At 71.4% G+C, this 23,280-nt stretch carries 21 protein-coding genes and 1 pseudogene; 10 read left to right on the forward strand and 12 right to left on the reverse strand.

Annotation, left to right across the window (positions count from 1 at the left end; genetic code table 11):
* Nucleotides 1-102: 102 nt before the first annotated feature.
* The 3 genes and pseudogenes from ACWD26_RS39715 to ACWD26_RS39725 all read right to left on the reverse strand — a co-directional run bounded on the left by ACWD26_RS39715 (nucleotide 103) and on the right by ACWD26_RS39725 (nucleotide 1,827).
* Nucleotides 103-927 (reverse strand): purine-nucleoside phosphorylase, encoded by an 825-nt coding sequence (locus tag ACWD26_RS39715; RefSeq protein WP_451277876.1) that lies wholly within the window; start codon nucleotides 925-927, stop codon nucleotides 103-105.
* Between the two features lie 130 nt (nucleotides 928-1,057).
* Complete coding sequence (locus ACWD26_RS39720) at nucleotides 1,058-1,339, reverse strand: type II toxin-antitoxin system RelE family toxin (RefSeq protein ID WP_451277878.1); 282 nt, start codon at nucleotides 1,337-1,339, stop codon at nucleotides 1,058-1,060.
* A gap of 50 nt (nucleotides 1,340-1,389) precedes the next feature.
* A pseudogene (locus ACWD26_RS39725) lies at nucleotides 1,390-1,827 on the reverse strand (gamma-glutamylcyclotransferase).
* A 168-nt stretch (nucleotides 1,828-1,995) separates the two neighbouring features.
* Between ACWD26_RS39725 and ACWD26_RS39730 the strand changes: the two are divergent.
* Together ACWD26_RS39730 and ACWD26_RS39735 are read left to right on the forward strand one after the other, a co-directional pair.
* Nucleotides 1,996-3,444 (forward strand): NAD(P)H-quinone dehydrogenase, encoded by a 1,449-nt coding sequence (locus ACWD26_RS39730; protein ID WP_451277880.1) that lies wholly within the window; start codon nucleotides 1,996-1,998, stop codon nucleotides 3,442-3,444.
* 92 nt (nucleotides 3,445-3,536) lie between these two features.
* Nucleotides 3,537-4,544, forward strand: coding sequence for a DeoR/GlpR family DNA-binding transcription regulator (locus ACWD26_RS39735; protein WP_451277881.1), 1,008 nt, complete (start codon nucleotides 3,537-3,539; stop codon nucleotides 4,542-4,544).
* A gap of 87 nt (nucleotides 4,545-4,631) precedes the next feature.
* Here the strand turns inward: ACWD26_RS39735 and ACWD26_RS39740 are convergent, their stop codons facing one another.
* Entirely contained in the window at nucleotides 4,632-5,198 is a 567-nt protein-coding gene (locus ACWD26_RS39740; RefSeq protein WP_451277965.1) for a TetR/AcrR family transcriptional regulator, read from the reverse strand.
* Between the two features lie 189 nt (nucleotides 5,199-5,387).
* The gene (locus tag ACWD26_RS39745; RefSeq protein ID WP_451277883.1) at nucleotides 5,388-7,163 is read right to left on the reverse strand and encodes an acetyl/propionyl/methylcrotonyl-CoA carboxylase subunit alpha; all 1,776 of its coding nucleotides are present in this window, start codon (nucleotides 7,161-7,163) and stop codon (nucleotides 5,388-5,390) included.
* A 398-nt stretch (nucleotides 7,164-7,561) separates the two neighbouring features.
* Between ACWD26_RS39745 and ACWD26_RS39750 the strand changes: the two genes are divergently transcribed.
* Nucleotides 7,562-8,023, forward strand: a complete 462-nt coding sequence (locus tag ACWD26_RS39750) for a hypothetical protein (protein ID WP_451277885.1) — start codon at nucleotides 7,562-7,564, stop codon at nucleotides 8,021-8,023.
* Here ACWD26_RS39750 and ACWD26_RS39755 read toward each other — a convergent pair whose 3' ends face one another.
* The 4 genes from ACWD26_RS39755 to ACWD26_RS39770 form a co-directional block, all read right to left on the reverse strand.
* The gene (locus tag ACWD26_RS39755) at nucleotides 8,024-8,647 is read right to left on the reverse strand and encodes a Maf family protein (protein WP_451277886.1); all 624 of its coding nucleotides are present in this window, start codon (nucleotides 8,645-8,647) and stop codon (nucleotides 8,024-8,026) included. It lies immediately after the preceding gene.
* 219 nt (nucleotides 8,648-8,866) lie between these two features.
* Nucleotides 8,867-8,995, reverse strand: a complete 129-nt coding sequence (gene mmpB / locus ACWD26_RS39760) for a morphogenic membrane protein MmpB (RefSeq protein WP_451277888.1) — start codon at nucleotides 8,993-8,995, stop codon at nucleotides 8,867-8,869.
* A gap of 72 nt (nucleotides 8,996-9,067) precedes the next feature.
* Nucleotides 9,068-9,277, reverse strand: coding sequence for an acyl-CoA carboxylase epsilon subunit (locus ACWD26_RS39765; protein ID WP_451277890.1), 210 nt, complete (start codon nucleotides 9,275-9,277; stop codon nucleotides 9,068-9,070).
* 17 nt (nucleotides 9,278-9,294) lie between these two features.
* Nucleotides 9,295-10,893: an acyl-CoA carboxylase subunit beta gene (locus ACWD26_RS39770; protein WP_451277892.1), complete on the reverse strand. Its 1,599-nt coding sequence runs from the start codon at nucleotides 10,891-10,893 to the stop codon at nucleotides 9,295-9,297.
* 303 nt (nucleotides 10,894-11,196) lie between these two features.
* Here ACWD26_RS39770 and ACWD26_RS39775 point away from each other — a divergent pair, with 303 nt between their 5' ends.
* Both ACWD26_RS39775 and ACWD26_RS39780 read left to right on the forward strand, forming a co-directional pair.
* The gene (locus ACWD26_RS39775; protein ID WP_451277894.1) at nucleotides 11,197-12,084 is read left to right on the forward strand and encodes a biotin--[acetyl-CoA-carboxylase] ligase; all 888 of its coding nucleotides are present in this window, start codon (nucleotides 11,197-11,199) and stop codon (nucleotides 12,082-12,084) included.
* Between the two features lie 262 nt (nucleotides 12,085-12,346).
* Nucleotides 12,347-13,510 carry an adenylate/guanylate cyclase domain-containing protein gene (locus ACWD26_RS39780; protein WP_451277896.1) on the forward strand — a complete coding sequence of 388 codons (1,164 nt, stop codon included), beginning with the start codon at nucleotides 12,347-12,349 and terminating at the stop codon, nucleotides 13,508-13,510.
* A gap of 88 nt (nucleotides 13,511-13,598) precedes the next feature.
* Here ACWD26_RS39780 and ACWD26_RS39785 read toward each other — a convergent pair whose 3' ends face one another.
* Nucleotides 13,599-14,354, reverse strand: coding sequence for a hypothetical protein (locus ACWD26_RS39785; protein ID WP_451277899.1), 756 nt, complete (start codon nucleotides 14,352-14,354; stop codon nucleotides 13,599-13,601).
* Between the two features lie 743 nt (nucleotides 14,355-15,097).
* Between ACWD26_RS39785 and ACWD26_RS39790 the strand changes: the two genes are divergently transcribed.
* From ACWD26_RS39790 to hutH, 3 genes are all read left to right on the forward strand, one after another.
* The gene (locus ACWD26_RS39790) at nucleotides 15,098-15,916 is read left to right on the forward strand and encodes an enoyl-CoA hydratase/isomerase family protein (protein WP_451277901.1); all 819 of its coding nucleotides are present in this window, start codon (nucleotides 15,098-15,100) and stop codon (nucleotides 15,914-15,916) included.
* Nucleotides 15,917-16,142: 226 nt separating this feature from the next.
* The gene (locus ACWD26_RS39795) at nucleotides 16,143-17,312 is read left to right on the forward strand and encodes a diguanylate cyclase domain-containing protein (RefSeq protein WP_451277903.1); all 1,170 of its coding nucleotides are present in this window, start codon (nucleotides 16,143-16,145) and stop codon (nucleotides 17,310-17,312) included.
* 398 nt (nucleotides 17,313-17,710) lie between these two features.
* Nucleotides 17,711-19,249, forward strand: a complete 1,539-nt coding sequence (gene hutH / locus ACWD26_RS39800) for a histidine ammonia-lyase (protein ID WP_451277967.1) — start codon at nucleotides 17,711-17,713, stop codon at nucleotides 19,247-19,249.
* A gap of 198 nt (nucleotides 19,250-19,447) precedes the next feature.
* Here the strand turns inward: hutH and ACWD26_RS39805 are convergent, their stop codons facing one another.
* Entirely contained in the window at nucleotides 19,448-19,777 is a 330-nt protein-coding gene (locus ACWD26_RS39805) for an LPXTG cell wall anchor domain-containing protein (protein ID WP_451277905.1), read from the reverse strand.
* A 110-nt stretch (nucleotides 19,778-19,887) separates the two neighbouring features.
* Between ACWD26_RS39805 and ACWD26_RS39810 the strand changes: the two genes are divergently transcribed.
* Together ACWD26_RS39810 and ACWD26_RS39815 are read left to right on the forward strand one after the other, a co-directional pair.
* Complete coding sequence (locus tag ACWD26_RS39810) at nucleotides 19,888-20,232, forward strand: hypothetical protein (protein ID WP_451277907.1); 345 nt, start codon at nucleotides 19,888-19,890, stop codon at nucleotides 20,230-20,232.
* Nucleotides 20,233-20,466: 234 nt separating this feature from the next.
* On the forward strand, nucleotides 20,467-21,720 hold the full coding sequence (locus ACWD26_RS39815) for an Ig-like domain-containing protein (RefSeq protein WP_451277909.1): 1,254 nt from the start codon (nucleotides 20,467-20,469) through the stop codon (nucleotides 21,718-21,720).
* A 587-nt stretch (nucleotides 21,721-22,307) separates the two neighbouring features.
* Here the strand turns inward: ACWD26_RS39815 and ACWD26_RS39820 are convergent.
* A complete protein-coding gene (locus tag ACWD26_RS39820; RefSeq protein ID WP_451277911.1) occupies nucleotides 22,308-23,234 on the reverse strand; it encodes a helix-turn-helix domain-containing protein in 927 nt (308 codons plus the stop codon).
* Between the last annotated feature and the right edge of the window lie 46 nt (nucleotides 23,235-23,280).

Raw genomic sequence — 23,280 nt, forward strand, 5'->3', positions numbered from 1 at the left:
GGCGGGGCGGGGGGGGGGGGGGGGGGGCTGGCCCCCACGTCCCCCCCCCCCTTCATCCGCCGGGCCGGCCCCGTTCGATCCCCCGGGCCGCGGGGCCGGGCGTTACAGCCGGTCCAGGACCTGCGTCAGCAGCGCGCCCATGCGGGTGGCGGAGTCGCGGCCGGCCTGGAGGACCTCTTCGTGGTTGAGGGGTTCGCCGGTCATGCCGGCCGCCAGGTTGGTGACCAGGGAGATGCCCAGGATCTCGGCGCCCGCCTCACGCGCGGCGATGGCTTCGAGGACCGTGGACATGCCGACCAGGTCCGCGCCGATGACGCGGGCCATGCGGATCTCCGCCGGGGTCTCGTAGTGGGGGCCGGTGAACTGCGCGTAGACGCCCTCTTCGAGAGAGGGGTCGATCTCCTTGCAGAGGGCGCGCAGGCGCGGAGAGTACAGGTCCGTGAGGTCGACGAAGTTCGCGCCGACGATCGGCGACGTGGCCGTCAGGTTCAGGTGGTCGCTGATCAGGACCGGCTGGCCGGGGCGCATGCCCTCGCGCAGACCGCCGCAGCCGTTGGTCAGGACGATCGTCTTGACGCCGGCGGCGACGGCCGTACGGACGCCGTGCGCGACGGCGGCGACACCGCGGCCCTCGTAGTAGTGGGTGCGGCCCAGGAAGACCAGCGCGCGCTTGTCACCGATCTTGTACGAGCGGATCTTGCCACCATGGCCCTCGACCGCAGGCGGCGGGAAACCGGGCAGCTCTGTGACCTGGAGCTCGGCCTCGGGAGCGCCGAGGGCGTCCACGGCCGGAGCCCAGCCGGAGCCCATCACGAGGGCGACGTCGTGGGTCTCGGCGCCCGTCAGCTCGCGCAGGCGCGCGGCGGCGGCCTCGGCGGCGGCGTACGGGTCGCCCTGGATGTCGTCCGGAAGAAGAGATGCGTTCACGCGACGAGGGTATCCGGTTCCGGCCTACGCGCGTAGATGGTGGCTTCACGGTATGGGGATCGTTGTCTTGTCGTTTCCTGCCAAGTCCCACGGACTTGTCATCGGACGGGGCCCCGTCCAGGCCGGGACGTCAGGCCTCGGTGATGAGGATGTCCTTGTCGTTGAAGACCTCGACGATGAAGATCAACAGGCGGCCCCTGCTGACCGTGTACTCGACCAGGATGTTCTGCGTGAGCCGGATCGTGCGGTCGTCACCGGTGGACCCTATGGGTCGGGACAGGGACAGGAACGGATCGCGGGCCAGCAGAGCGATGCCCTTGTCGAACGCGACGCGCTGCTCGTCGTCCAGTCGGTCGCGCGCCTCGGCGGCCTGAACCGTGTAATAGACGTCGTACGTAGGAGTGGGGGCCATGCGCTTCTCCCGTTGATGCGTCGGTCGCCCAAGTCTAGGGCCGGCCACCCTCAGCAAGGCCGCTTGCGCAGCTCCATCACGTAATCGTGTGGTGCGCCCGCCGACTCGGCGGCGTCGGCGACCTCGCCCAGGTAGCGGGCCGAGGGCAGGCCGCCCTCGTAGCCGTTGAGGACGTAGACCCAGGCCGGTTCCTCGCCCTCCAGGGTGTGCACACGGACCCGCATCCGGCGGTATATGTCGAGGCCGACGCCGACCCAGCGGTCCATCGCGTCCTCGTCCATGGGGGCGATGTCGTACAGCGCCACGAAGACCTGGGAGCGCGGCGCCTCGACGACCGTGGCCAGCGCGCCCTCCCAGCCCATGTGCTCACCGCCGAAGGTCAGCCGCCAGTCGTTCAGTCAGCCGGTTGCGCGCAGCGGGGAGTGGGGGGCGCGGCGGGACATCAACCGCGCGTCCATGTTGCCGGCGTAGGCGGCGTAGAGCGACATGGGGGAGAGAGTACGGGAGCGCTCCGCTCGGCAGGCCGGGCGCCTGAGGGGGCGGGGGGCTGTCGTGCGGCGGCCGCGGGTTCGTCGGGGCTGGTCGCGCGGTTCCCCGCGACCCTTGCGGGGCGCCCCGTACCCCCGACTCGGTGGCACCCGTGTCCGTACGGGACAATGGAGTACGTGACTCGGATCGTGATCATCGGTGGCGGACCCGGCGGATATGAAGCGGCGCTGGTGGCCGCGCAGCTCGGCGCGGAGGTGACCGTCGTGGACTGCGACGGTCTGGGCGGGGCGTCGGTGCTGACCGACTGCGTGCCGTCGAAGACCCTCATCGCGACGGCCGAGGTGATGACGACCTTCGACTCCTCGTACGAGGAGCTGGGGATCATCGTCGCCGACGACACCCCGCACATCGACACGCCCGCGCGTGTCGTGGGCGTGGACCTCGGCAAGGTCAACCGGCGTGTGAAGCGGCTCGCGCTGGCGCAGTCGCACGACATCACGGCGTCGGTGACGCGCGCCGGCGCGCGGGTCATGCGCGGGCGCGGGCGGCTGGAGGGGCAGCAGGACCTCGACGGGTCGCGCAAGGTCGTCGTCAGGGCGGCGGACGGGTCCGAGGAGACGCTGACCGCCGACGCTGTGCTCATCGCCACCGGCGGCCATCCGCGTGAGCTCCCCGACGCGCAGCCCGACGGGGAGCGGATCCTCAACTGGACGCAGGTCTACGACCTGGACGAGCTGCCCGAAGAGCTGATCGTGGTCGGGTCCGGTGTGACCGGTGCCGAGTTCGCCGGCGCCTACCAGGCGCTCGGGTCGCGGGTCACGCTCGTGTCCAGCCGTGATCGCGTCCTGCCGGGCGAGGACCCGGACGCCGCGGCCGTCCTGGAGGACGTGTTCCGGCGGCGTGGCATGAACGTCATGGCGCGCTCCCGGGCCCAGTCCGCCAAGCGGGTGGGGGACCGGGTCGAGGTGACGCTCGCCGACGGTCGGGTCATCACCGGCTCGCACTGTCTGATGGCCGTCGGCGCCATCCCCAACAGCGCGGGGATGGGCCTGGAGGAGGCCGGGGTCAAGGTCAAGGAGTCCGGTCACATCTGGACCGACAAGGTCTCGCGGACCACCGCCCCCGGCGTGTACGCCGCCGGCGACGTCACCGGCGTCTTCGCGCTCGCCTCCGTGGCCGCCATGCAGGGCCGTATCGCCATGTACCACTTCCTCGGCGACGCCGTGGCCCCGCTGAACCTGAAGACCGTGTCGTCCAACGTCTTCACCGACCCCGAGATCGCCACCGTCGGCTACACCCAGGCCGACCTGGACGCCGGTGTCATCGACGCCGTCGGGGTGAAGCTGCCGCTGCTGCGCAACCCGCGCGCCAAGATGCAGGGCATCCGGGACGGCTTCGTCAAGATCTTCTGCCGGCCGGGCACCGGCATCGTGGTCGGCGGCGTCGTGGTCTCCCCGCGCGCCTCGGAACTGATCCACCCCATCTCGATCGCGGTCGACAACAACCTGACAGTCGAACAGATCGCGAAGGCCTTCACCGTGTACCCGTCCCTGTCGGGCTCGATCGCCGAGGTCGCGCGCCAGCTCCACACGCGCAAGTCCGGCGACGGGGCCTGACGGTCGCGTTTCTGTCCAGGTTGGCCTCTATATCACTTCTCGCCCCACGGTGCGAACAACTTCTGTTATTCGGCGCAAACTGCTGAAAGCAGATGGTCGTTGGCGTTACTGTCAGTTTCGTGTTCGCTGCAGAACGTCGTCAATTGATCCTCGAAATGGTGCGGGCCAACGGAGCCGTGTCGCTCCGTGAGCTCGCCCGCGTCGTCCAGACCTCCGAAGTGACCGTACGGCGGGACGTGCGCGCTCTGGAGGCAGAAGGACTCCTCGACCGCCGGCACGGCGGTGCGGTATTGCCGGGCGGGTTCACGCGGGAGTCCGGCTTTCCGCAGAAGTCTCATCTCGCGACCGCCGAGAAAACGGCCATCGCCGACCTTGCCGCGAGCCTCGTCGAAGAAGGCGAGGCCATCGTGGTCGGGGCGGGGACCACCACGCAGGAGCTGGCACGCCGGCTCGCGCGGGTCCCCGGGCTGACCGTCGTCACCAACTCCCTGTTGGTGGCCCAGGCGTTGGCCCACGCCAACCGTGTGGAGGTCGTGATGACCGGCGGTACCCTGCGCGGTTCCAACTACGCCCTGGTCGGTTCCGGCGCCGAGCAGTCCCTCCAGGGGCTGCGCGTCTCCAAGGCCTTCCTCTCCGGGAGCGGACTGACCGCCGAGCGCGGCCTGTCCACGTCCAACATGCTGTCGGCGTCCGTCGACCGCGCGCTGGTCCAGGCCGCCGCCGAGGTCGTCGTCCTCGCCGATCACACCAAGCTCGGCACCGACACCATGTTCCAGACGGTGCCGACCGATGTGATCACCCGACTGGTCACCGACGACCCGCCGGGCCATGACGACCGCGCGGTCCCCGAGTTGCAGGCCCTGGCGGACCAGGGCGTGCAGATCTCCGTGGCCGGGGCATCGGGCGGCGGTGGTACGGGAGGCGATCCCGTCCCGGCGCGCCCGTCGCGCCGGGACGTGCCCCTTCCGGGGCCCCGCCGCAACCAGGTCCACGGCACCGCGCCACAGCTGCGCAGCGCCACGGCCATGGGAGAGCAGCCGCCGACCGGTGAACGGGAGCGCGAGCGGGCGGCTCGGGTCGCGGATCTGCGCCGCCGGTAGGACGGCTGACGCCCCCTGTGGGGAGAGCCGCGTCGGCGGCAGGGGCGGGCGCGCTGCGCCGCGCTGTCGGGTGCCTGGTGCCGGCGGTTACGGCTTCAGGCCACGCAGTGTCAGATTCAGCAGGCGGTCGGCCAGTTCCGGGTCGTCCGGGGTTTCCTCGGCCGCCAGCGCGATCGCGTGGGTGAGCTGCAGCAGGTCGCCGATGGATACATCGTCGCGTACGGCGTGGGCCTGCTGCGCCCGCTCGAGGAGAGCGGCGCCCGCCTCCCGGATGGGGGCGCAGCACCGGGCCAGGTCCGAGGCGTTCGCCGCTTCGGCGCGCGAGTCCGCGTACGAGACCGTCATCAAGGCCTGCGCAAGACCTCGGTATTCACCCGCGCGGGTGATGATGTCGCGCAACCAGGTGACGAGGGCCGTGCAGGGCCGGTCCGCGTCGAGTTGCTCCCGCGCCCGCGCCAGAAGGTCGCCGACGGCTTCCTCGAAGACCGCGCTCAGCAGGGCCTGGCGGTTGGGGAAGTGGCGGTAGAGGGTGCCGATGCCCACGTCCGCTCGGCGGGCGATGTCTTCGAGCGAGGCGGTCGTGCCGTGGGCCGCGAAGGCGAGGCGGGCGGCGGTGAGCAGGCGGGCGTGGTTGCGGCGGGCGTCCGCGCGCATCGGCCTCCGGCCTGCTGCGGGGGGCTTGACCGGGGTGGGGGTCATCGCGGCTTCACCTGCTCTCTTCCGGCGGGGGCGTCTTCAGCCTAAGAGCTCGGGTGACGGGCGTAGTTGCGCGGGTGCGGGTGGGTGGGGCTTCTCGCGCAGTTCCCCGCGCCCCTTTCAGGGCGCGGGGGTTCCACGTACGGGTCAGTCCTTGATCTCGCAGATGGCCGCGCCGGAGGTGATGGAGGCGCCGACCTCGGCGGTCAGGCCCTTGATGGTGCCGGAGCGGTGGGCGTTGAGGGGCTGCTCCATCTTCATGGCCTCAAGGACGACGACGAGGTCGCCCTCCTTGACCTCCTGGCCCTCCTCGACGGCGATCTTGACGATCGTGCCCTGCATGGGCGAGGCGAGGGTGTCGCCGGAGGCGACGGGGCCGGACTTCTTCGCCGCGCGGCGCTTGGGCTTGGCGCCCGCCGCGAGGCCGGTGCGGGCCAGGGTCATACCGAGGGCGGCGGGGAGGGAGACCTCCAGGCGCTTGCCGCCGACCTCGACGACGATCGTCTCGCGGTCGGTGTCGTCGTCGGCCTCGGCGGTGTCCGTGGGAGCCGCGAAGGGCTTGATGTCGTTGACGAACTCGGTCTCGATCCAGCGGGTGTGGACCGTGAAGGGGTCCGTGGAGCCGGAGAGTTCGGGGGCGAACGCCGGGTCCTTGACCACCGCGCGGTGGAAGGGGATCGCCGTGGCCATGCCCTCGACCTGGAACTCGTTCAGGGCGCGCGCCGCGCGCTGCAGCGCCTGCCGGCGGGTGGCGCCGGTGACGATCAGCTTCGCGAGGAGGGAGTCCCAGGCGGGGCCGATGACGCTGCCGGACTCCACGCCCGCGTCCAGGCGGACGCCGGGGCCGGCGGGCGGGGTGAACGTGGTGACCGTGCCGGGGGCGGGGAGGAAGTTGCGGCCCGGGTCCTCGCCGTTGATGCGGAACTCGAAGGCGTGGCCGCGCAGCGGCGGGTCGTCGTAGCCGAGCTCCTCGCCGTCGGCGATGCGGAACATCTCGCGGACCAGGTCGATGCCGGTGACCTCCTCGGTGACCGGGTGCTCGACCTGGAGACGGGTGTTGACCTCCAGGAAGGAGATCGTGCCGTCGGCGCCGACCAGGAACTCCACCGTGCCGGCGCCGACGTAGCCGGCCTCCTTCAGGATGGCCTTCGACGCCGCGTACAGCTCCGCGTTCTGCGCCTCGGAGAGGAAGGGGGCCGGGGCCTCCTCCACCAGCTTCTGGTGGCGGCGCTGCAGGGAGCAGTCACGGGTGGAGACCACGACCACGTTGCCGTGGGAGTCGGCCAGGCACTGGGTCTCCACGTGGCGGGGCTTGTCGAGGTAGCGCTCCACGAAGCACTCGCCCCGGCCGAACGCCGCGACCGCCTCGCGGACGGCCGAGTCGTACAGCTCGGGCACCTCTTCGAGGGTGCGGGCGACCTTCAGGCCACGGCCACCGCCACCGAAGGCCGCCTTGATGGCGATCGGCAGACCGTGCTCCTCGGCGAACGCCACGACCTCCTCGGCGCCCGAGACCGGGTCCGGGGTGCCCGCGACCAGCGGGGCGCCCGCGCGCTGGGCGATGTGCCGGGCCGCCACCTTGTCGCCGAGGTCGCGGATGGCCTGCGGGGGCGGGCCGATCCAGATCAGACCCGCGTCCAGGACCGCCTGGGCGAACTCCGCGTTCTCCGAGAGGAAGCCGTAGCCCGGGTGGATCGCGTCCGCACCGGAGTCCTTGGCCGCCTGCAGCACCTTGGCGATGTCCAGGTAGCTGGTGGCGGGAGTGTCACCGCCCAGGGCGAACGCCTCGTCCGCCGCACGGACGTGCAGAGCGTCCCGGTCCGGATCGGCGTACACGGCCACGCTCGCGATCCCGGCGTCCTGGCACGCCCGGGCGACGCGGACAGCGATTTCGCCTCGGTTGGCGATCAACACCTTGCGCACGATGGCTCCCTCTCCTTGAAACAAGCCGAGTTTAGGGACTGCCGACACGGCGTTTCGACCCGTCCACAATGGTGAGCTTGCCCACACGGAGCGTGAAACGAGGCTTGCTCGACCGGCGAAATCCCTTGTCGCACAGCATGGCGCAGGACTCCACGCGGAAACCCTAGCCCTCTGATGTGGTCAAGGTCTCTGTGCGGCAGCGCTGCGGCAGGTTGGGTTTCTTTGTGGAGTCCCTACTAATGGCCCAATGATTCTTTGCTCGCGCGAGAACCCTTGTCCCCCGGTTTACCCGTTAGTAGCGTTCGTGATGTCTCGAACGCCTACCTGGGGTAACGGATGAGCGGCGGGAGCCGCCGGGGTGGCAAGCGGCAAGGCGAGAGCGGAAGTGGGTGGGGCCGGTGATCCGCAGACCGGTGGCGGTGGTCACGGCGATCGTGCTGTGCGCGGAAGGGCTCGGGATCGCCGGGCTGCAGTGGTTCCTCGGCACGGTCGTCGACCGGCAGAAGATGTCGCTCGCCGGGCTCGATCCCGATGCGATGTCCGTGTCGACGAAGGTCGGGGGCGTGGTCTTCGGCCTCTACTTCGTCCTCTGCGGCGTGGTCGCCCTTCTCGTCGCGCTGCGCGACCGGCCCGCCGCCGGGCTGGGGCGCATCCTGCTCATCAGCGTGGCCGTCGTGCACGGTCTGCTCGGGGCGCTCACCGTGGGGCTGGTCGGGTGGGGCGCCTTCGCGTTCATGATGATCGTGCTGGGGCTGGTGCTGCTCACGCTGATGACGTACGACCGGCAGGACGCGGTCGCCGACGCCGTGCCGGGTGCTCCCTCGTCGCCGGGCGCTCCTTCCGCGCCGGGTGCGTCCTGATCACTTCTCGCGGGGCGTCCACAGCTCTGTGATGCCTACGCCCAGTTGGGCCAGCAGGCGGCGGAGCAGGGGCAGGCTGATGCCGATGACGTTGCCGTGGTCGCCGTCGATGCCGTCGATGAAGGGGGACGAGCGGCCGTCGAGGGTGAACGCGCCCGCCACGTGGAGGGGTTCGCCGGAGGCGACGTACGCGGCGATCTCCTCGTCGCTGGGGTCGCCGAAGTGGACGACCGTGGAGGCGGTGGCGGAGGCGTAGCGGCCGGTGGCGGTGTCGTAGACGCAGTGGCCGGTCTGGAGGGTGCCGGCCCGGCCGCGCATGGACTTCCAGCGGGCCGTGGCCTCCTCGGCGTCGGCGGGCTTGCCGAGGGCCTCGCCGTCGAGGTCGAGGACCGAGTCGCAGCCGATGACCAGGGCGCCCTTGACCTCGGGCCTCGCGGCGACGACGGAGGCCTTGGCCTCGGCCAGGGCGAGGGCGAGGTCGGCGGGGGTGGGGGCGGTCACCGCGTCCTCGTCGACACCGCTGACGATCACCTCGGGGGCGAGGCCGGCCTGGCGCAGCAGGTTGAGCCGGGCGGGGGACTGGGAGGCGAGTACTAGGCGACGGCGCGGCTGCGGTTCGGTCATGCGGTCAGGATATCGGCGGGGTGGGGGCCGTCGGTGCCTGCGGCGGCCTGCTGGGGGTCGCGGGGGCGCGCGTTCGCCTGCGGTGAGTTGTGGGTCGGGGGTGTGCCGGGGCACGCCCCCTTCTCGACGTACGCGGCCGACCGGCGACGTGGGGGTTCCGCGTCTTCGGTGGCGCTCCCTGCGTTCGTGCGCGGCCGCCCTGGCCTGGGCGCGGCAGGGTCAGAGGACGCCGAGTACGAACATCGCCAGGAGCATGGCCAGGGCGATGAGCACGCCGAGCCGCCGAAGCATGGCCTGCGTGTCGCGCAGTTCCTTCGGCGGCTCGTTCTCAGGGTCGGACCAGAGCATAGGGCGATGGTGCGTCGCTCGGAGGGCCGGGCGCCTGAGTACGCGTACTCAAGTGGAGAGGTGAGGTTCCGCTCAGCCGGGCCAGTAGGTGCGGCTCCACGTGGTGGGGCCCGGGGCCGGGAGACGGTGGGCGGCGATGCGGGACGGGTCGGACCAGGAGTCCCGGGTGGTGGGCGCGCCGGGCGGCTCGGTGGCTGCCGCCGCGGCGCGCGCTCGCACGACCGCCAGGGCGGCGGCCAGCTCCTCCGGGGTCGGATTGCCCCGTACGACCTTGATGGTCATGTCGGCTCCCAGCGGACCTAGAGGGGGATGTTTCCGTGCTTCTTCGGGGGGAGGGATTCCCGCTTGGTGCGCAGTTGACGCAGGCCGCGGACGATGTGGCGGCGGGTGTCGGACGGCATGATCACCGCGTCGACGTAGCCGCGTTCGGCCGCCGTGTAGGGGTTGAGGAGGGTGTCCTCGTACTCCTGGATGAGGCGGGCGCGGACCTCCTCGCGCTCCTCGTCCGAGGCGGCGGCGATCGTGCGGCGGTGGAGGATGTTGACCGCGCCCTGGGCGCCCATGACGGCGATCTGGGCGGTGGGCCAGGCGAGGTTGAGGTCGGCGCCGAGGTGCTTGGAGCCCATGACGTCGTAGGCGCCGCCGAAGGCCTTGCGGGTGATGACCGTGATGAGGGGAACGGTCGCCTCGGCGTAGGCGTAGATGAGTTTGGCGCCTCGGCGGATGATGCCCTCGTGCTCCTGGCCGACGCCCGGGAGGAAGCCGGGGACGTCGACGAAGGTGAGGACCGGGACGTTGAAGGCGTCGCAGGTGCGGACGAAGCGCGCCGCCTTCTCGGAGGCGTCGATGTCCAGGCAACCGGCGAACTGCATGGGCTGGTTGGCGACGATGCCGACCGGGTGGCCCTCCACGCGGCCGAAGCCGGTGAGGATGTTCGGGGCGAAGAGGGCCTGGGTCTCGAAGAACTCCGAGTCGTCCAGGACGTGTTCGACCACCGTGTGCATGTCGTACGGCTGGTTCGCGCTGTCGGGGACCAGTACGTCCAGCTCGCGGTCCTCGTCCGTGACGGCGAGGTCCGCCTGCTCGGGGAAGGCCGGGGGCTCGCTGAGGTTGTTCGAGGGGAGATAGGACAGGAGCTGCTTGACGTACTCGATGGCGTCCTTCTCGTCACCCGCCATGTGGTGGGCCACACCCGAGGTCGCGTTGTGGGTGCGGGCGCCGCCCAGTTCCTCGAAACCGACGTCCTCGCCGGTGACCGTCTTGATGACGTCCGGGCCGGTGATGAACATGTGCGAGGTCTGGTCGACCATGACCGTGAAGTCGGTGATCGCGGGGGAGTACACGGCGCCGCCCGCGCACGGGCCGACGACCAGGCTGATCTGCGGGATGACACCGCTGGCGTGGGTGTTGCGGCGGAAGATCTCGCCGTACATGCCGAGGGCCATGACGCCCTCCTGGATACGGGCGCCGCCGGAGTCGTTGATGCCGATGACGGGGCAGCCCGTTTTCAGGGCGAAGTCCATCGCCTTCATGATCTTCTGGCCGAAGACCTCGCCGAGCGAGCCGCCGAGGACGGTGAAGTCCTGGGAGAAGACGGCGACCGGGCGGCCGTCGACCGTTCCGTAGCCGGTCACGACGCCGTCGCCGTACGGGCGGTTGTTCTCCATGCCGAAGTCGGTGGAACGGTGGCGGGCGAACTCGTCGAACTCCACGAAGGAGTCCTCGTCGAGGAGCAGTTCGATCCGCTCACGGGCCGTCAACTTGCCCTTGGCGTGCTGTTTCTCCACCGCGCGCTCGGAGCCGGCGTGCGTCGCCTCATGGATACGGCGCTGCAGATCCGCGAGCTTCCCCGCGGTCGTGTGAATGTCGATGCTTGCTGGCTCTTCCGGCTCGGACATCGGGATACGGCTCCCTGGCTGCTCAATGGGGACGTGAGGGTGAGGGTCGTGCGGTGGATCAGGTGCGTGCTCAGAAGTGTGTGGGGTTACTCATCCGTAGAGTAGTGCTGCACCTGGCCTTCGGCAGTGCGGCGTTTACCACACTCCCGACCCCTTCCGGTTGTGCGATCGGTGCGTCGCGGCGGGACACGTCGGAGGGGTGGCGTCACGAGAGTGATCGAGCGCCCGTGAACCTCAGCTCGTCAGGGCTGGAATCCGTCCCTTTCTCGCGGGGCGGAGGATGTCAAACCTAGGGTGGGTTGCATGACAACCCCACCAGGTGCACAAGGAGACCCGTCCAGCGGACCGGGTGAGCCGAGGTCGGACCGTTGGTCTGACCTCGGCCGGCCGCCCCTCAACTCCGCCTCCCTGCGCCGGGCCCTGGTCCGGGAGGGCGGGCTGTGGAGTTCCCTGGACGTGGTGCCGGTCATCGGCTCCACCAACACCGATCTCGCGGGGCGCGCCGACCGGCTGCCCGAGGGGGCGGTGCTCGTCGCCGAGGAGCAGAACGCGGGGCGCGGCCGGCTCGACCGGATCTGGACCGCGCCCCCGCGCTCGGGTCTGTTCTTCTCCGTCCTCCTCAAACCGCGCGAGGTGCCCGTCCACCAGTGGGGCTGGCTGCCCCTCCTCACCGGCGTCGCCGTCGCGACAGGCCTGTCCCGGGTCGCCGGGATCGACACCTCGCTCAAGTGGCCCAACGACCTGCTGGTGACCGTGGCCGGTGAGGAGCGCAAGGCCGGCGGCATCCTCGCGGAGCGTGCCGGCGCGGAGGGGGTCGTGGTCGGTATCGGCGTCAATGTGAGCCTGCGGGAGGAGGAGCTGCCGGTGCCCACGGCCGGGTCGCTCGGCCTCGCGGGTGCGCTGACCACCGACCGTGATCCGCTGCTCCGGGCCGTGCTGCGCGCCCTGGAGGACTGGTACGGGCGGTGGCGTGCCGCCGGGGGCGACCCCTCGGTGAGCGGTCTCCAGGAGACGTACGCCGCCGGGTGCGCGACCTTGGGACGCAAGGTGCGGGCCGAGCTGCCCGGCGACCGGTCGATCGTGGGGGAGGCCGTGGCGGTGGACGGGGACGGGCGGCTGGTCCTCGCGACGGAGGACGGCGTGCAGGAGCCGGTGGGTGCGGGGGACATCGTGCACTTGCGGCCTGTGTGACCTGTGACGTGTGGGTGCCCTGTGGCATGGGCACCCGGCAGCGCGGACAACGAGCCCGTCCGGTGTTCGAGAACGGCCCCGGAGGGCGGCGGCGGGGGTGCGGGGGCGTCGCCCCCAGGGGCTCGCACCGACGCCGGGTGCCCCGCTGAACACGCGGGGCGCCCACCATCGGCCCCACCTGACGGAGTGAGCTGGCGCACACCTGCCGTAGAGTTGAGGCCGGTCGAGTACGTGACCGCGGTAGATCGGAAGGGCAGCAGGCGTGAGCGTCGAGGACACGGGGTCCGGCACGGACGCGCATGGCCGCGTGGAGCCTCCCCCGCTCTCGGCGTCTGTCGAGCGAGGGGACTCCCACGGTGCGGACGCCGGCGAGGAGGACCCGCTGGCGCTGCGGCTCGAAGGGCTCATCCTCGGGGCCGAGCGCCGCTACACCCCCTTTCAGGCGGCGCGCAGCGCGGGCGTGTCCATGGAGCTGGCGTCCCGTTTCTGGCGGGCCATGGGCTTCGCGGACATCGGCCAGGCCAAGGCGCTGACCGAGGCGGACGTACTGGCGCTCCGGCGGCTCGCCGGTCTCGTCGAGGCGGGGCTGTTGAGCGAGGCCATGGCGGTGCAGGTGGCACGTTCCACCGGGCAGACCACGGCACGGCTCGCCGAGTGGCAGATCGACTCCTTCCTGGAGGGCCTGACCGAGCCGCCGGAGCCGGGGATGACCCGTACCGAGGTGACGTATCCCCTGGTCGAGCTGTTGCTGCCGGAGCTGGAGGAGTTCCTCGTCTACGTCTGGCGGCGTCAGCTCGCCGCCGCCACCGGGCGGGTCGTGCAGGCCGCGGACGACGAGGAGATGGTCGACCGGCGGCTGGCGGTCTGTTTCGCCGACCTCGTCGGCTTCACGCGGCTGACCCGCCGTATGGAGGAGGAGGAGCTCGGCGAGCTCGTCGAGGCGTTCGAGACCACGGCGGCGGACCTGGTGGCCGCGAACGGGGGGCGGCTCATCAAGACCCTCGGGGACGAGGTTCTGTACGCCACGGACGACGCCGGCGTCGCCGCGGAGATCGCCCTCCGGCTCATCGAGACCATGGCGAACGACGAGACCATGCCCGAACTGCGCGTCGGCATGGCCTTCGGCACGGTGACGACCCGGATGGGCGATGTGTTCGGTTCGACCGTGAACCTCGCGAGCCGGCTCACCTCGATAGCGCCGAAGGACGCGGTCCTCGTCGACGGTGCCTTCGCCGAGGAGCTGACCCGCACCGGTGAGGCCCCCGCGTCGGAGGCCGAGGCCGCCGAAGCCGCGGCCGCCGCGGAGAAGGAGGGCGAGGAACCGCCGACCTACCGCTTCGCCCTCCAGCCCATGTGGCAGCGGCCGGTGCGCGGTCTGGGTGTCGTGCAGCCGTGGCTGCTCACGCGGAGGCCGGGGAAGCCGTAAGGGGCTGCGGCCGTGGGGTGTGGGCGCGGCCGGTTGTCGATGTCCGGTGTCGGTCCCGCTCCGGGCCGGCCGGAGCGGGGTGGCCGTGTCACCGGCCGAGCGTGTCGTTGACGCACAGTCCGACGAGGGGGACGCACAGGTCCGGCTTTCCCGTGTTCGTGGGGGTTGCCGTGTCGCCGGGGGACGTCGGGGAGCCGGGAGCGGTCGGTTGCTGGGGGGCTGCCGCCGCCGGTGGCTGGGCGGGCTGGCTGGGGCGAGGGGAATCGGGGGTGCGGGGCGCCGCGGGCGTCTGCGCGGCGTCGGGGTTGCCCGGCGTGGTCGGGTCTTCGGGGAGGGCGCGGGCGCCTGGGGCGGAGGGGATCTCGACGCCGAAGGAGGGGGCGGACGGGAAGGACGAAGGGGTCGGTGTGGGGGCGGCCGCCCCTGGAGACGATGGCTGAGTCGATGAGGGGTTCCCGTCGCCCATCGGTGCGTCGGCGGTCGGGGTGCCCGCGTCCGCCGAGGGTTCGTCTCCCACCGTCGCTCCGGCGTTGGCCGCCTCGTCCGTGACGTCGTCGGCCGCCATCGGGGCCGGGCCCGCGGCACCGCCGCCGGCCGGATCCGACGACAGCCGCAGGAGGCTCAGCGCCCCGGCCGCCAGTGCCATCCCGCCCATCGCGAACAGCAGCTTCCGGGGCCGGGGCCGACGGTGCCGGCCTCGTGGGCGGGGCGCCTCGTGGCCGGGGGAGACCTCGACCTGGTCCAGGGCAACTGTGGAGGGCAGGGGAGCGCCCGGCGAGGAGGTGGTCGCGGGCGTCGCCGAGGGCCTCCAGGGAGCCGACGCCCCGGCGGACTCCGACGGCATCGACGGTCTGGGGGGTGCCGATGGTCCTGTCGGCGCCGGTGTCCGTGACAGCCCGGGTGACCCTGGTGCCCTGGGGGACGTGGGTGCCGTGGTCCTCGCGGACGGCTCCGACGGGCCCGACGGCCCCGGCGCCGATGCCCCCGGGTTCGACGACGGCATCGGCGACCCCGGTGGCCCGGAAGGCGCGGGCGTCGCATGCCTCGGCACCGCCCCCGACGGCTGTTGTGGCACCCACCGTGCCGTGGTCGGTGCTGTCGTCGTGGTCGGCGCCGGCCTGGTTGCCGTGTGCGTCGTCATAGTCCGTCCCTCCCCTGCGCGCCCGTGTCCCCCGGTGCGCCTGTGGCGGAGCGCAGGTTATGTGGCGGGGTGTGGTTCGTGGTCGGACAAGGGCCGGATGTCACTCGAACGGGGAAACGGCCGCGGAGGTTGCCATGGGGTGCGGCGGTTGCCGATCGGTAGGGGGGCCAAACGGTTGCCGAGTTTGCCGGTCGGTTGCCGAGGTCGCCGGTCGGCTGCCGAGGGCGCCAACCGGTTGCCGAGGGTGCCAACTGGTTGCCGAGGGTGCGGCGGGGCTCGCCCGCTGACCGGGCTTTGGCCACGCCTTCCGTCCGGCCCTTCCCGTGTCCTCAGCCGCTACGGGAGCTTGTTCCCCGCACCTGCCCCCGTCCGGGCTTTCCCTGGAGGGGCTCGGCTGGGATGATCGAGGCGGCAGGTTGTTAACCGGCGTTAACCGGGAGGGTGTCATGGGCGGCGGCGCGGCGGCGGAAGCGGACGAGCGGCGGTTCGGGGAGTTCGTCGGGGTGCGGCGGCATGGGTATGCCGCCGAGCTCGTGCTTGATCGGCCCAAGGCCATGAACGCGGTGTCGACCGGCATGGCCCGTTCCATCGCCGCGGCGTGCGACGCGTTGGCCGCCGACGGGGACGTACGCGTGGTCGTGGTGACGTCGACCCATGAGCGGGCGTTCTGCGTGGGGGCGGATCTGAAGGAGCGGAACTCGTTCAGTGACGCCGAACTGGTGCGGCAGCGGCCCGTCGCGCGGGCGGCGTACACCGGTGTACTGCAGTTGCCGATGCCCACTGTCGCCGCCGTGCACGGCTTCGCGCTGGGCGGTGGCTTCGAACTCGCCCTGTCCTGCGACCTGATCGTGGCCGACCGCACGGCGGTGGTGGGGTTGCCCGAGGTGTCGGTGGGGGTGATTCCGGGCGGCGGGGGTACGCAGTTGCTGCCGCGTCGGGTGGGGGCCGCGCGGGCCGCCGAGCTGATCTTCACGGCGCGTCGGCTGGAGGCCGTGGAGGCGCGGGAGTTGGGGCTCGTGGACCAGTTGGTGGAGGAGGGGCGGGACCGGGACGAGGCGCTGGCGCTGGCCGCGCGGATCGCCGCGAACTCGCCCGTCGGGCTGCGCGCGGCCAAGCGCGCGTTGCGGCTCGGGCAGGGGCTCGACCTGCCGGCCGGGCTGGAGGTCGAGGACGCGGCATGGCGTTCCACGGCCTTCTCGGGCGATCGTGCGGAGGGCGTGGCCGCCTTCAACGAGAAGCGGAAGCCCGACTGGCCGGGCGAGTGACAGACAGCCACCGACCCGGCGGCCCCCTGCCCACCGCCCCCGCCAGCCGGCCCGTACCCCGCTGGGAGCGGGCGGTACCCGTCGCCTTTCGGGTCGGTGCCCCTCGTCCACCCGCCCGTACCCTTCCCATGTCAACCCCTCCCCCCCCGCCTGCCGGCCCCCGCCCCGTACCCCTGTTCGCCCCGCCAACGTCTCAAAACGGGTTAAAGCTCCCTAGCCTGGAGTGATGGGTGAGGACAGGCGGCTCAGGGCCGTGGTGGCGTTGGCGCGTGGGATGGCCGGTGCGCGTACGCCCCGGGAGACGTGGTGGGCGGCCGCGGACGGCTCGTGCCGGGCCCTGTCCGGGAGCTTCGCCGCGCTGTCCGTGTGGGAGCGGGAGCGGGGGCTGCTGCGGGTGCTCGTCAATGTGGGGAACCGGGCGGCGGACGAGGAGGAGTTCCCCGAGGACGAGACGTACCCGGTGCACGAGTTCCCGGAGATCGCGGAGTTCCTGCACGAGCGGTGGCTGGAGGGTGGTGAGCCCAACGCCTGGGTGGAGACGGCGGCCGGGCCTGCCGCCGGGCGGCGGCCGGGCGGCTACTGCCATCAGCGGGTCGCCGCGCTGCGGCGGCGCGGACGCGGCTGCTGTGTGGTGGCGCCCGTCGTGCTGAACGGCAGGGCGTGGGGCGAGCTGTATGTGGCCAGGCCCGCCGGGGAGCCCGTCTTCCACGGCGGCGACGCCGCCTTCGCGACCGTGCTCGCCTCGGTCGTGGCGGCGGGGCTCGCGCAGTCCGAGCGGCTGGAGGAGGCCCGGCGGCTCGCCTTCACCGACCCCCTCACCGGGCTCGGAAACCGCCGCGCGGTCGACCTCCGGCTCGACGAGGCGATGGAGGCCCACCGGCGCGACGGCACGGTGATCAGCCTCGTGGTCTGCGACCTCAACGGTCTGAAGAAGGTCAACGACTCCTATGGACACGCGGTGGGGGACCAGGTGTTGGAGCGCTTCGGCTCGGTGCTCTCGCGGTGCGCGGCCGAACTGCCGAAGGTGCTGGCCGCGCGGCTCGGCGGCGACGAGTTCTGTCTGCTCGCGGTGGGGCCGTCGGCGGACGAGGTGGTACGGGTGGCCGGTGACCTCTGCGTACGGGCGCGGGAGCTGGAGCCGGGCGACGGGGTCGCCTGCGGGGTCGCCTCCACCGGGGATCCGATCGGGCCTTTGCGCTCGGCCCGGCGGCTCTTCCGGCTCGCCGACGCCGCGCAGTACCGGGCCAAGGCCGCCGGTTCCGTCGAGCCGGTCGTCGCGGGGCGGGAGGGCGAGGGGGCCGAGGACCCGGTGGTCAGCCTCGCCGACCGGCCGCCCCCTCCGGTCGATCCCGCGCACCCGGGGGACCGGCGCCGCATTCGAGGGCGCCGGTCCTAGGGCGGGCCGCGCGACGGGTCGAGTCAGCGCGCGGTCCTGGGCTGCCCACGGCCAAGGGGGAGTGAGCCGTGGGCTGGTCGGTGGGGGTGGTCCGTGGGGGCGTGGGGGTGCGGTGATGCCGGGGAAGGTGGTCCGTGGTGGTGGTTCGACCCTATGGCGAGCGGGTGCCGCCAAAGGCCCGAGCCGGGGCATTCTGATCAATTTCGGAGGGTTCTCTGACCGTTTTCTAACCGTTTTCTGATCTACGCGGATAGCCTCGCCGCCGACTCCGCCGCAGCCTCCCAGGGCGTGGAGATGGGCCGGAGCCTTCTGTCCGGCCAGGTAAGGGCCTCTTCCCTCGTGCGGTCGTGACATTCGGCGATTCAGTCCCTACGATCCTGAATATGGATATGCACTCTGTGGACACGGTGGTGCTCGGGACGTCCGGGGTCACCGCGGCCGACGTCATCGCCGTGGCGCGCGCCGGCGCCCGGGTCGAGCTCTCCGACGAGGCGGTGGCCGCCCTCGCCGCGGCCCGCGAGATCGTGGACGCGCTGGCGGCCAAGCCCGACCCCGTCTACGGGGTCTCCACCGGCTTCGGCGCCCTCGCGACCCGGCACATCAGCCCGGAACTGCGCGCCCGGCTCCAGCGCAACATCGTCCGCTCCCACGCGGCCGGCATGGGGCCGCGGGTGGAGCGCGAGGTCGTCCGCGCGCTGATGTTCCTGCGGCTGAAGACCGTCTGCTCCGGCCGCACCGGCGTACGGCCCGAGGTCGCGCGGACCATGGCCGACGTCCTCAACGCCGGCATCACCCCCGTCGTCCACGAGTACGGCTCCCTCGGCTGCTCCGGCGACCTGGCGCCGCTGTCCCACTGCGCGCTCACGCTGATGGGTGAGGGGGACGCGGAGGGGCCGGACGGCGTCGTACGGCCCGCCGCTGAGCTGCTCGCCGCGCACGGCATCGCGCCCGTGGAGCTGCGCGAGAAGGAGGGGTTGGCCCTCCTCAACGGCACCGACGGCATGCTCGGCATGCTGGTCATGGCGCTGGCCGACCTGGAGAGGCTGTACACGTCGGCCGACATCACCGCCGCGATCTCCCTGGAGGCACTGCTCGGCACCGACAAGGTCCTCGCGCCCGAGCTGCACGCCATCCGCCCGCACCCCGGCCAGGCGGCCTCCGCCGCCAACATGCTCGCCGTGCTGAAGGGTTCGGGCCTGACCGGGCACCACCAGGACGACGCGCCCCGGGTGCAGGACGCCTACTCCGTGCGGTGCGCTCCGCAGGTGGCCGGGGCGGGGCGGGACACCGTCACACACGCGCGGCTGGTCGCCGAGCGGGAGTTGGCGGCGGCGGTCGACAATCCCGTGGTCCTTCCGGACGGGCGGGTCGAGTCCAACGGGAACTTCCACGGAGCGCCGGTCGCGTACGTGCTGGACTTCCTGGCGATCGCGGTGGCGGACCTCGCGTCGATCGCGGAGCGACGTACGGATCGGTTGCTGGACAAGAACCGGTCGCACGGGTTGCCGCCGTTCCTCGCGGACGACGCCGGGGTCGACTCCGGGCTGATGATCGCGCAGTACACGCAGGCGGCGCTGGTGAGTGAGCTGAAGCGGCTGGCCGTGCCGGCGTCCGCGGACTCGATTCCGTCCTCCGCGATGCAGGAGGACCACGTCTCGATGGGGTGGGCGGCCGCGCGGAAGTTGCGTACGGCTGTGGAGGGGCTGGGGCGGGTGCTGGCGGTGGAGTTGTACGCCGGGACTCGGGCCGTGGAGTTGCGGGAGGGGCTGACGGCCGCGCCGGCTACGCGGGCGGTGGTGGAGGCGCTGCGGGGGGCCGGGGTCGAGGGGGCCGGGCCGGATCGGTTTCTCGCGCCTGATCTGGCGTTGGCCGAGGTGTTCGTTCGGGAGGGGCGGTTGGTGGCGGCCGCGGAGGCTGTCACCGGGCCGCTCGCCTGACTTTTCTCGCCCCCGCCGACCTACCCGTCCCTCCCCCACTCTCGGCTTCGCTCGAGCGGGAGGTGCCCCCACCAGGGGCTGTGCCCCTTCGACCCCCATCCGCGGGTCCGGTGGGGGCTGGTCGCACAGTTCCCCGCGCCCCTCAAAAAGCAGGGGCGCGGGGAACTGCGCGAGACGCCCTACGGACCCGCGGACGAACTACGCGCCGCTCAACGGTTCGTACGCCTCGCGTTCCCGGCGGACGGAGTAGGCGATGAAGGCCGCGCCCAGGCCCAGCATGGTGGTGCCGCCGATGACGTAGGGCGTGGTGTTGGGGCTGCCGGTGTTGGCCAGTTCGGTGTCCTGGCCGGTCTCCGTGCCGGAGGCGTCCGTGGAGGTCGTAGTGGTCGTCCGCTGTCGTATGACCGCCTCGTCCTGCGTCGCGTTGGCGGACGGCACGAACCAGAGGGCACCCAGGAGGGTGCCCGCGGCGGTGGCGGTCAGCAGCGATCGGCGGGCGGTGGACGACGCGCGACGTGCGACGGACACGGAATATCGATCCCCTTGTGGTGCTGGCGAATTGGCCGTAGGGAGCGATGCTAATGAAAGGCGCGGGTCGCGGGAAAGTCGCGTGACCTGTGAGCCGTACGCTCCGGAGCATGAGTACAACTGAGACATCACAGTTTGTCCGGCTGCGCGTGGAATTGGTGGTGGAGGTCGAGAACGTCGAGGCCATCACCGGGGCCGCTCTGCGGCGGATCGCCGACGACTCCGATATGCCGGCCGATGAGCGGGTACACGCCGAGAGCGCGGTGACGGAGGACACGGCGGAGGCCCTCGCCTACCTGATCGACCCGTTCGACCTGGTCGGGGAGGTGCCGGGGGTCGAACTCGCCCAGGCCTCCTGGAGCAGCGAGGGCATCGACTACGACCCCGATTCGCCGGAATGGGGTCTCGACGAGGATGATGACCGAGAGGACGAAGAGGAAGACGGGCGCGGCTGAGTCGCCGGGGAGATTGACCGGCCCCGGGCGGCAACCGCCGCCCGGGGTTTTTTCGTCTCAGAGGTCGCACCAGCCACTTGTGCACCGTCGCCGGGTCGCCGTCGATCCGATGCGGGTGGAGTGGCGTATCCCACATATCCGTGACTGACGGAACGGCTCGGTGCCGTAGTGGTGTTTAAGTGCTTACGGGGATCTTCGGGTTTTGGGGATTCGGCAACGATGGAGAAGCGTGTGATGACGAACAGTAAGCGGCGCAGGGGCCTGTCGGTCGCGTCCGCACTGCTCGGCGGGGTGCTGGTGCTCTCTGCGTGCAGCGGAGGCGACGGCGACAACGCGTCCGGGAGCGACGGCGGGGACTCCTCGCAGTCCAAGGTCGACGAGGCCGCGGCCAAGAAGACCTCCGAGGCGGACATCGAGATCACGCCGAAGGACGGCTCGGGCAACGCCTCCATCAACAACTCGGCCAAGGTCACCGTGAGCAAGGGCACGCTCACCGAGGTGAAGATGACCACCTCCGAGGGCACCGCGGTCGAGGGCGAGATATCCGCGGACAAGAAGACCTGGGCGCCCAGCGTGCAGTTGGAGCGGTCCACCAGTTACAAGATCAGCGCCGCCGCGCAGGACTCCGAGGGCCGTGAGGCCCACGAGAACGCGGCGTTCACCACGGTCTCGCCCGCCAACAGCTTCATCGGCAACTTCACGCCCGAGGACGGCTCCACCGTCGGCGTCGGTATGCCGGTCTCGATCAACTTCGACAAGGCGATCACCGACAAGGCCGCCGTCCAGAAGGGGATCACCGTCTCCACCAGCTCCGGCCAGGAGGTCGTCGGGCACTGGTTCAACGCCAACCGCCTCGACTTCCGGCCCGAGGACTACTGGCAGGAGGGCTCCACCGTCACCCTGAAGCTCGCGCTCGACGGGGTCGAGGGCGCCGAGGGTGTCTACGGTGTGCAGCAGAAGACGGTGTCCTTCAAGATCGGCCGCAACCAGGTCTCGGTCGTCGACGCCAAGACCAAGCAGATGAAGGTCATGCAGGACGGCAAGGTCATCAAGACCATCCCGATCTCCGCCGGCTCGCCCGAGAACAAGACGTACCAGGGCGTCATGGTGATGTCGGAGAAGTTCAAGGAGACGCGCATGAACGGCGCGACCGTGGGCTTCACCGACGACGACGGCAAGGGCGAGTACGACATCAAGGACGTGCCGCACGCCATCCGTCTCACCACCTCCGGGACGTTCATCCACGGCAACTACTGGGGTGCCGACTCCGTCTTCGGCAACGTCAACACCAGTCACGGCTGTGTCGGTCTGAACGACACCAAGGGTGCCAACGACAAGGGCACGGCGGGCTACTGGTTCTACAACAACTCGATCGTCGGTGACGTCGTGGACATCCGGAACACCGGTGACAAGACGGTCGCCCCGGACAATGGCCTCAACGGCTGGAACCTGAGCTGGGCCGACTGGAAGGCCGGCTCGGCGGTCTGATCCACCGTCAGCTCTGAGACACGATGCCGCCCCCGCCCGGGGCGGCATCGCTGTTTTCCGCCTCCGGCAGCAGCACCCTCCTCGCGCGTCGGTGTGGAGTTCGGGGCGTGTGCGGGTCGCGCGAGGCATGTGGCACCAGTTGACTCCCGGTCATACTGCGTAGACCGGGGGGAATTGACACGTATGTGTGCGGAACGTCCCCTGGCCGGACCAAGGGGGAGATCTGCGCAGACATACGAGAAGCGTGTGCACCGCCACGATCGCCCTGGCGTCTGCCGTGGCGCTGACGGCGGGATCGACCGACCCGGCGTCCGCGATATCCGGGCGCGCGACCGACACGACCGTGGCGGACCTCGACCTCAAGGAGCTCGACCGCAAGAACCTCGACCCCGGTGGCGGTCGTCCCGTCGCTCGCGGCAAGCCCGCCGTCGACCACATGCTCGACCTCACCGGTATCACCGGGTCGGCCGAGGGTGAGTGGTTCACGCCGTACGACAAGGACGGCACGGTCGAACCGCGGGTGCCGGAAGGGACGTACATCCGAAGCGGTCACGGACGCCCGGCGGCAGGCCCGGCGGGCCGTTCCGCTACGGCGTCGCCGTCGGCGCGCGGGTCGCGTCCGTGCCCCAGCTGGCCAGCAGGCGCAGGGCGTCGGCGGAGGGGGAGCCCGGCTCGGCATGGTAGGTGATCAGGCTCTGCTCGTGATCGTCGGGCAGGTGCAACGTCTCGAAGGAGAGGGTGAGTTCTCCGACCAGAGGGTGACGCATGCGCTTCACCCCGTGGCTCTTCTCCTTCACGTCGTGCGTCGCCCACAGCCGCCGGAACTCCGCGCTCTTCACCGACAACTCGCCGACGAGCGCCGACAGCAGCGGATCGTCCGGATGGCAGCCCGCGTCCATCCGCAGGTAGCTGACGATGTCGGCCGCCTTCTGGTCCCATTCGACGTACAGATCCCGGTACTCGGGCCGCAGGAACACCATCCGCGCCCAGTTCCGCTCCGGCGCCGGCAGCTCCGACCAGTCGCCGAACACCGCCGCCGCCATCCGGTTCCAGACGAGGATGTCCGAGCGCCGGCCCGTGACGTACGCAGGGACGCCGTCCAGGGCGTCGATCAGCTGCCGCAGGGCGCCCCGCACCTGCTGCGGACGGGCCGACCGCTTCTTCTTGTGGACCTTCGGCTTCGCCAGGTGCGTGAGGTGGGCGTGCTCGGCGTCGTTCAGCCGGAGGGCGCGCGCGATGGAGTCGAGCACCTCCGCCGACACGTTGCGCCCGTTGCCCTGCTCCAGCCTCGTGTAGTACGCCACCGACACACCCGCGAGCTGCGCCAGCTCCTCCCGGCGCAGCCCGGGCACGCGACGGTGCCGCCCGAAGGTGGGCAGCCCGACGTCCTCCGGCTTCAGCCGCGCCCGCCGGGTGCGCAGGAACTCGCTGAGCTCGGCACGCCGGTCCAGCGCGCCGGCGGCTCCGGCGTCGCCGAAGGGCGGCTCCTGTATGGCTTCGGGCTGTTCGTCCATACGGCAAGTATTCCTGGTCGTACGCCCATGAGCCTGACCCCGCCAG

Source organism: Streptomyces sp. NPDC002787, assembly GCF_053592095.1.

What these genes read in the sequence shown, in the direction of transcription:
- ACWD26_RS39720 (WP_451277878.1), bottom strand. Translation starts at nt 1,339, where the DNA reads ATGGCCCCCACTCCTACGTACGACGTCTATTACACGGTTCAGGCCGCC.
- ACWD26_RS39730 (WP_451277880.1), top strand. Translation starts at nt 1,996, where the DNA reads ATGGAGTACGTGACTCGGATCGTGATCATCGGTGGCGGACCCGGCGGA.
- ACWD26_RS39735 (WP_451277881.1), top strand. Translation starts at nt 3,537, where the DNA reads ATGGTCGTTGGCGTTACTGTCAGTTTCGTGTTCGCTGCAGAACGTCGT.
- ACWD26_RS39740 (WP_451277965.1), bottom strand. Translation starts at nt 5,198, where the DNA reads ATGCGCGCGGACGCCCGCCGCAACCACGCCCGCCTGCTCACCGCCGCC.
- ACWD26_RS39755 (WP_451277886.1), bottom strand. Translation starts at nt 8,647, where the DNA reads ATGACCGAACCGCAGCCGCGCCGTCGCCTAGTACTCGCCTCCCAGTCC.
- mmpB (WP_451277888.1), bottom strand. Translation starts at nt 8,995, where the DNA reads ATGCTCTGGTCCGACCCTGAGAACGAGCCGCCGAAGGAACTGCGCGAC.
- ACWD26_RS39765 (WP_451277890.1), bottom strand. Translation starts at nt 9,277, where the DNA reads ATGACCATCAAGGTCGTACGGGGCAATCCGACCCCGGAGGAGCTGGCC.
- ACWD26_RS39770 (WP_451277892.1), bottom strand. Translation starts at nt 10,893, where the DNA reads ATGTCCGAGCCGGAAGAGCCAGCAAGCATCGACATTCACACGACCGCG.
- ACWD26_RS39775 (WP_451277894.1), top strand. Translation starts at nt 11,197, where the DNA reads ATGACAACCCCACCAGGTGCACAAGGAGACCCGTCCAGCGGACCGGGT.
- ACWD26_RS39785 (WP_451277899.1), bottom strand. Translation starts at nt 14,354, where the DNA reads ATGCCGTCGGAGTCCGCCGGGGCGTCGGCTCCCTGGAGGCCCTCGGCG.
- ACWD26_RS39790 (WP_451277901.1), top strand. Translation starts at nt 15,098, where the DNA reads ATGGGCGGCGGCGCGGCGGCGGAAGCGGACGAGCGGCGGTTCGGGGAG.
- ACWD26_RS39795 (WP_451277903.1), top strand. Translation starts at nt 16,143, where the DNA reads ATGGGTGAGGACAGGCGGCTCAGGGCCGTGGTGGCGTTGGCGCGTGGG.
- ACWD26_RS39810 (WP_451277907.1), top strand. Translation starts at nt 19,888, where the DNA reads ATGAGTACAACTGAGACATCACAGTTTGTCCGGCTGCGCGTGGAATTG.
- ACWD26_RS39815 (WP_451277909.1), top strand. Translation starts at nt 20,467, where the DNA reads ATGACGAACAGTAAGCGGCGCAGGGGCCTGTCGGTCGCGTCCGCACTG.
- ACWD26_RS39820 (WP_451277911.1), bottom strand. Translation starts at nt 23,234, where the DNA reads ATGGACGAACAGCCCGAAGCCATACAGGAGCCGCCCTTCGGCGACGCC.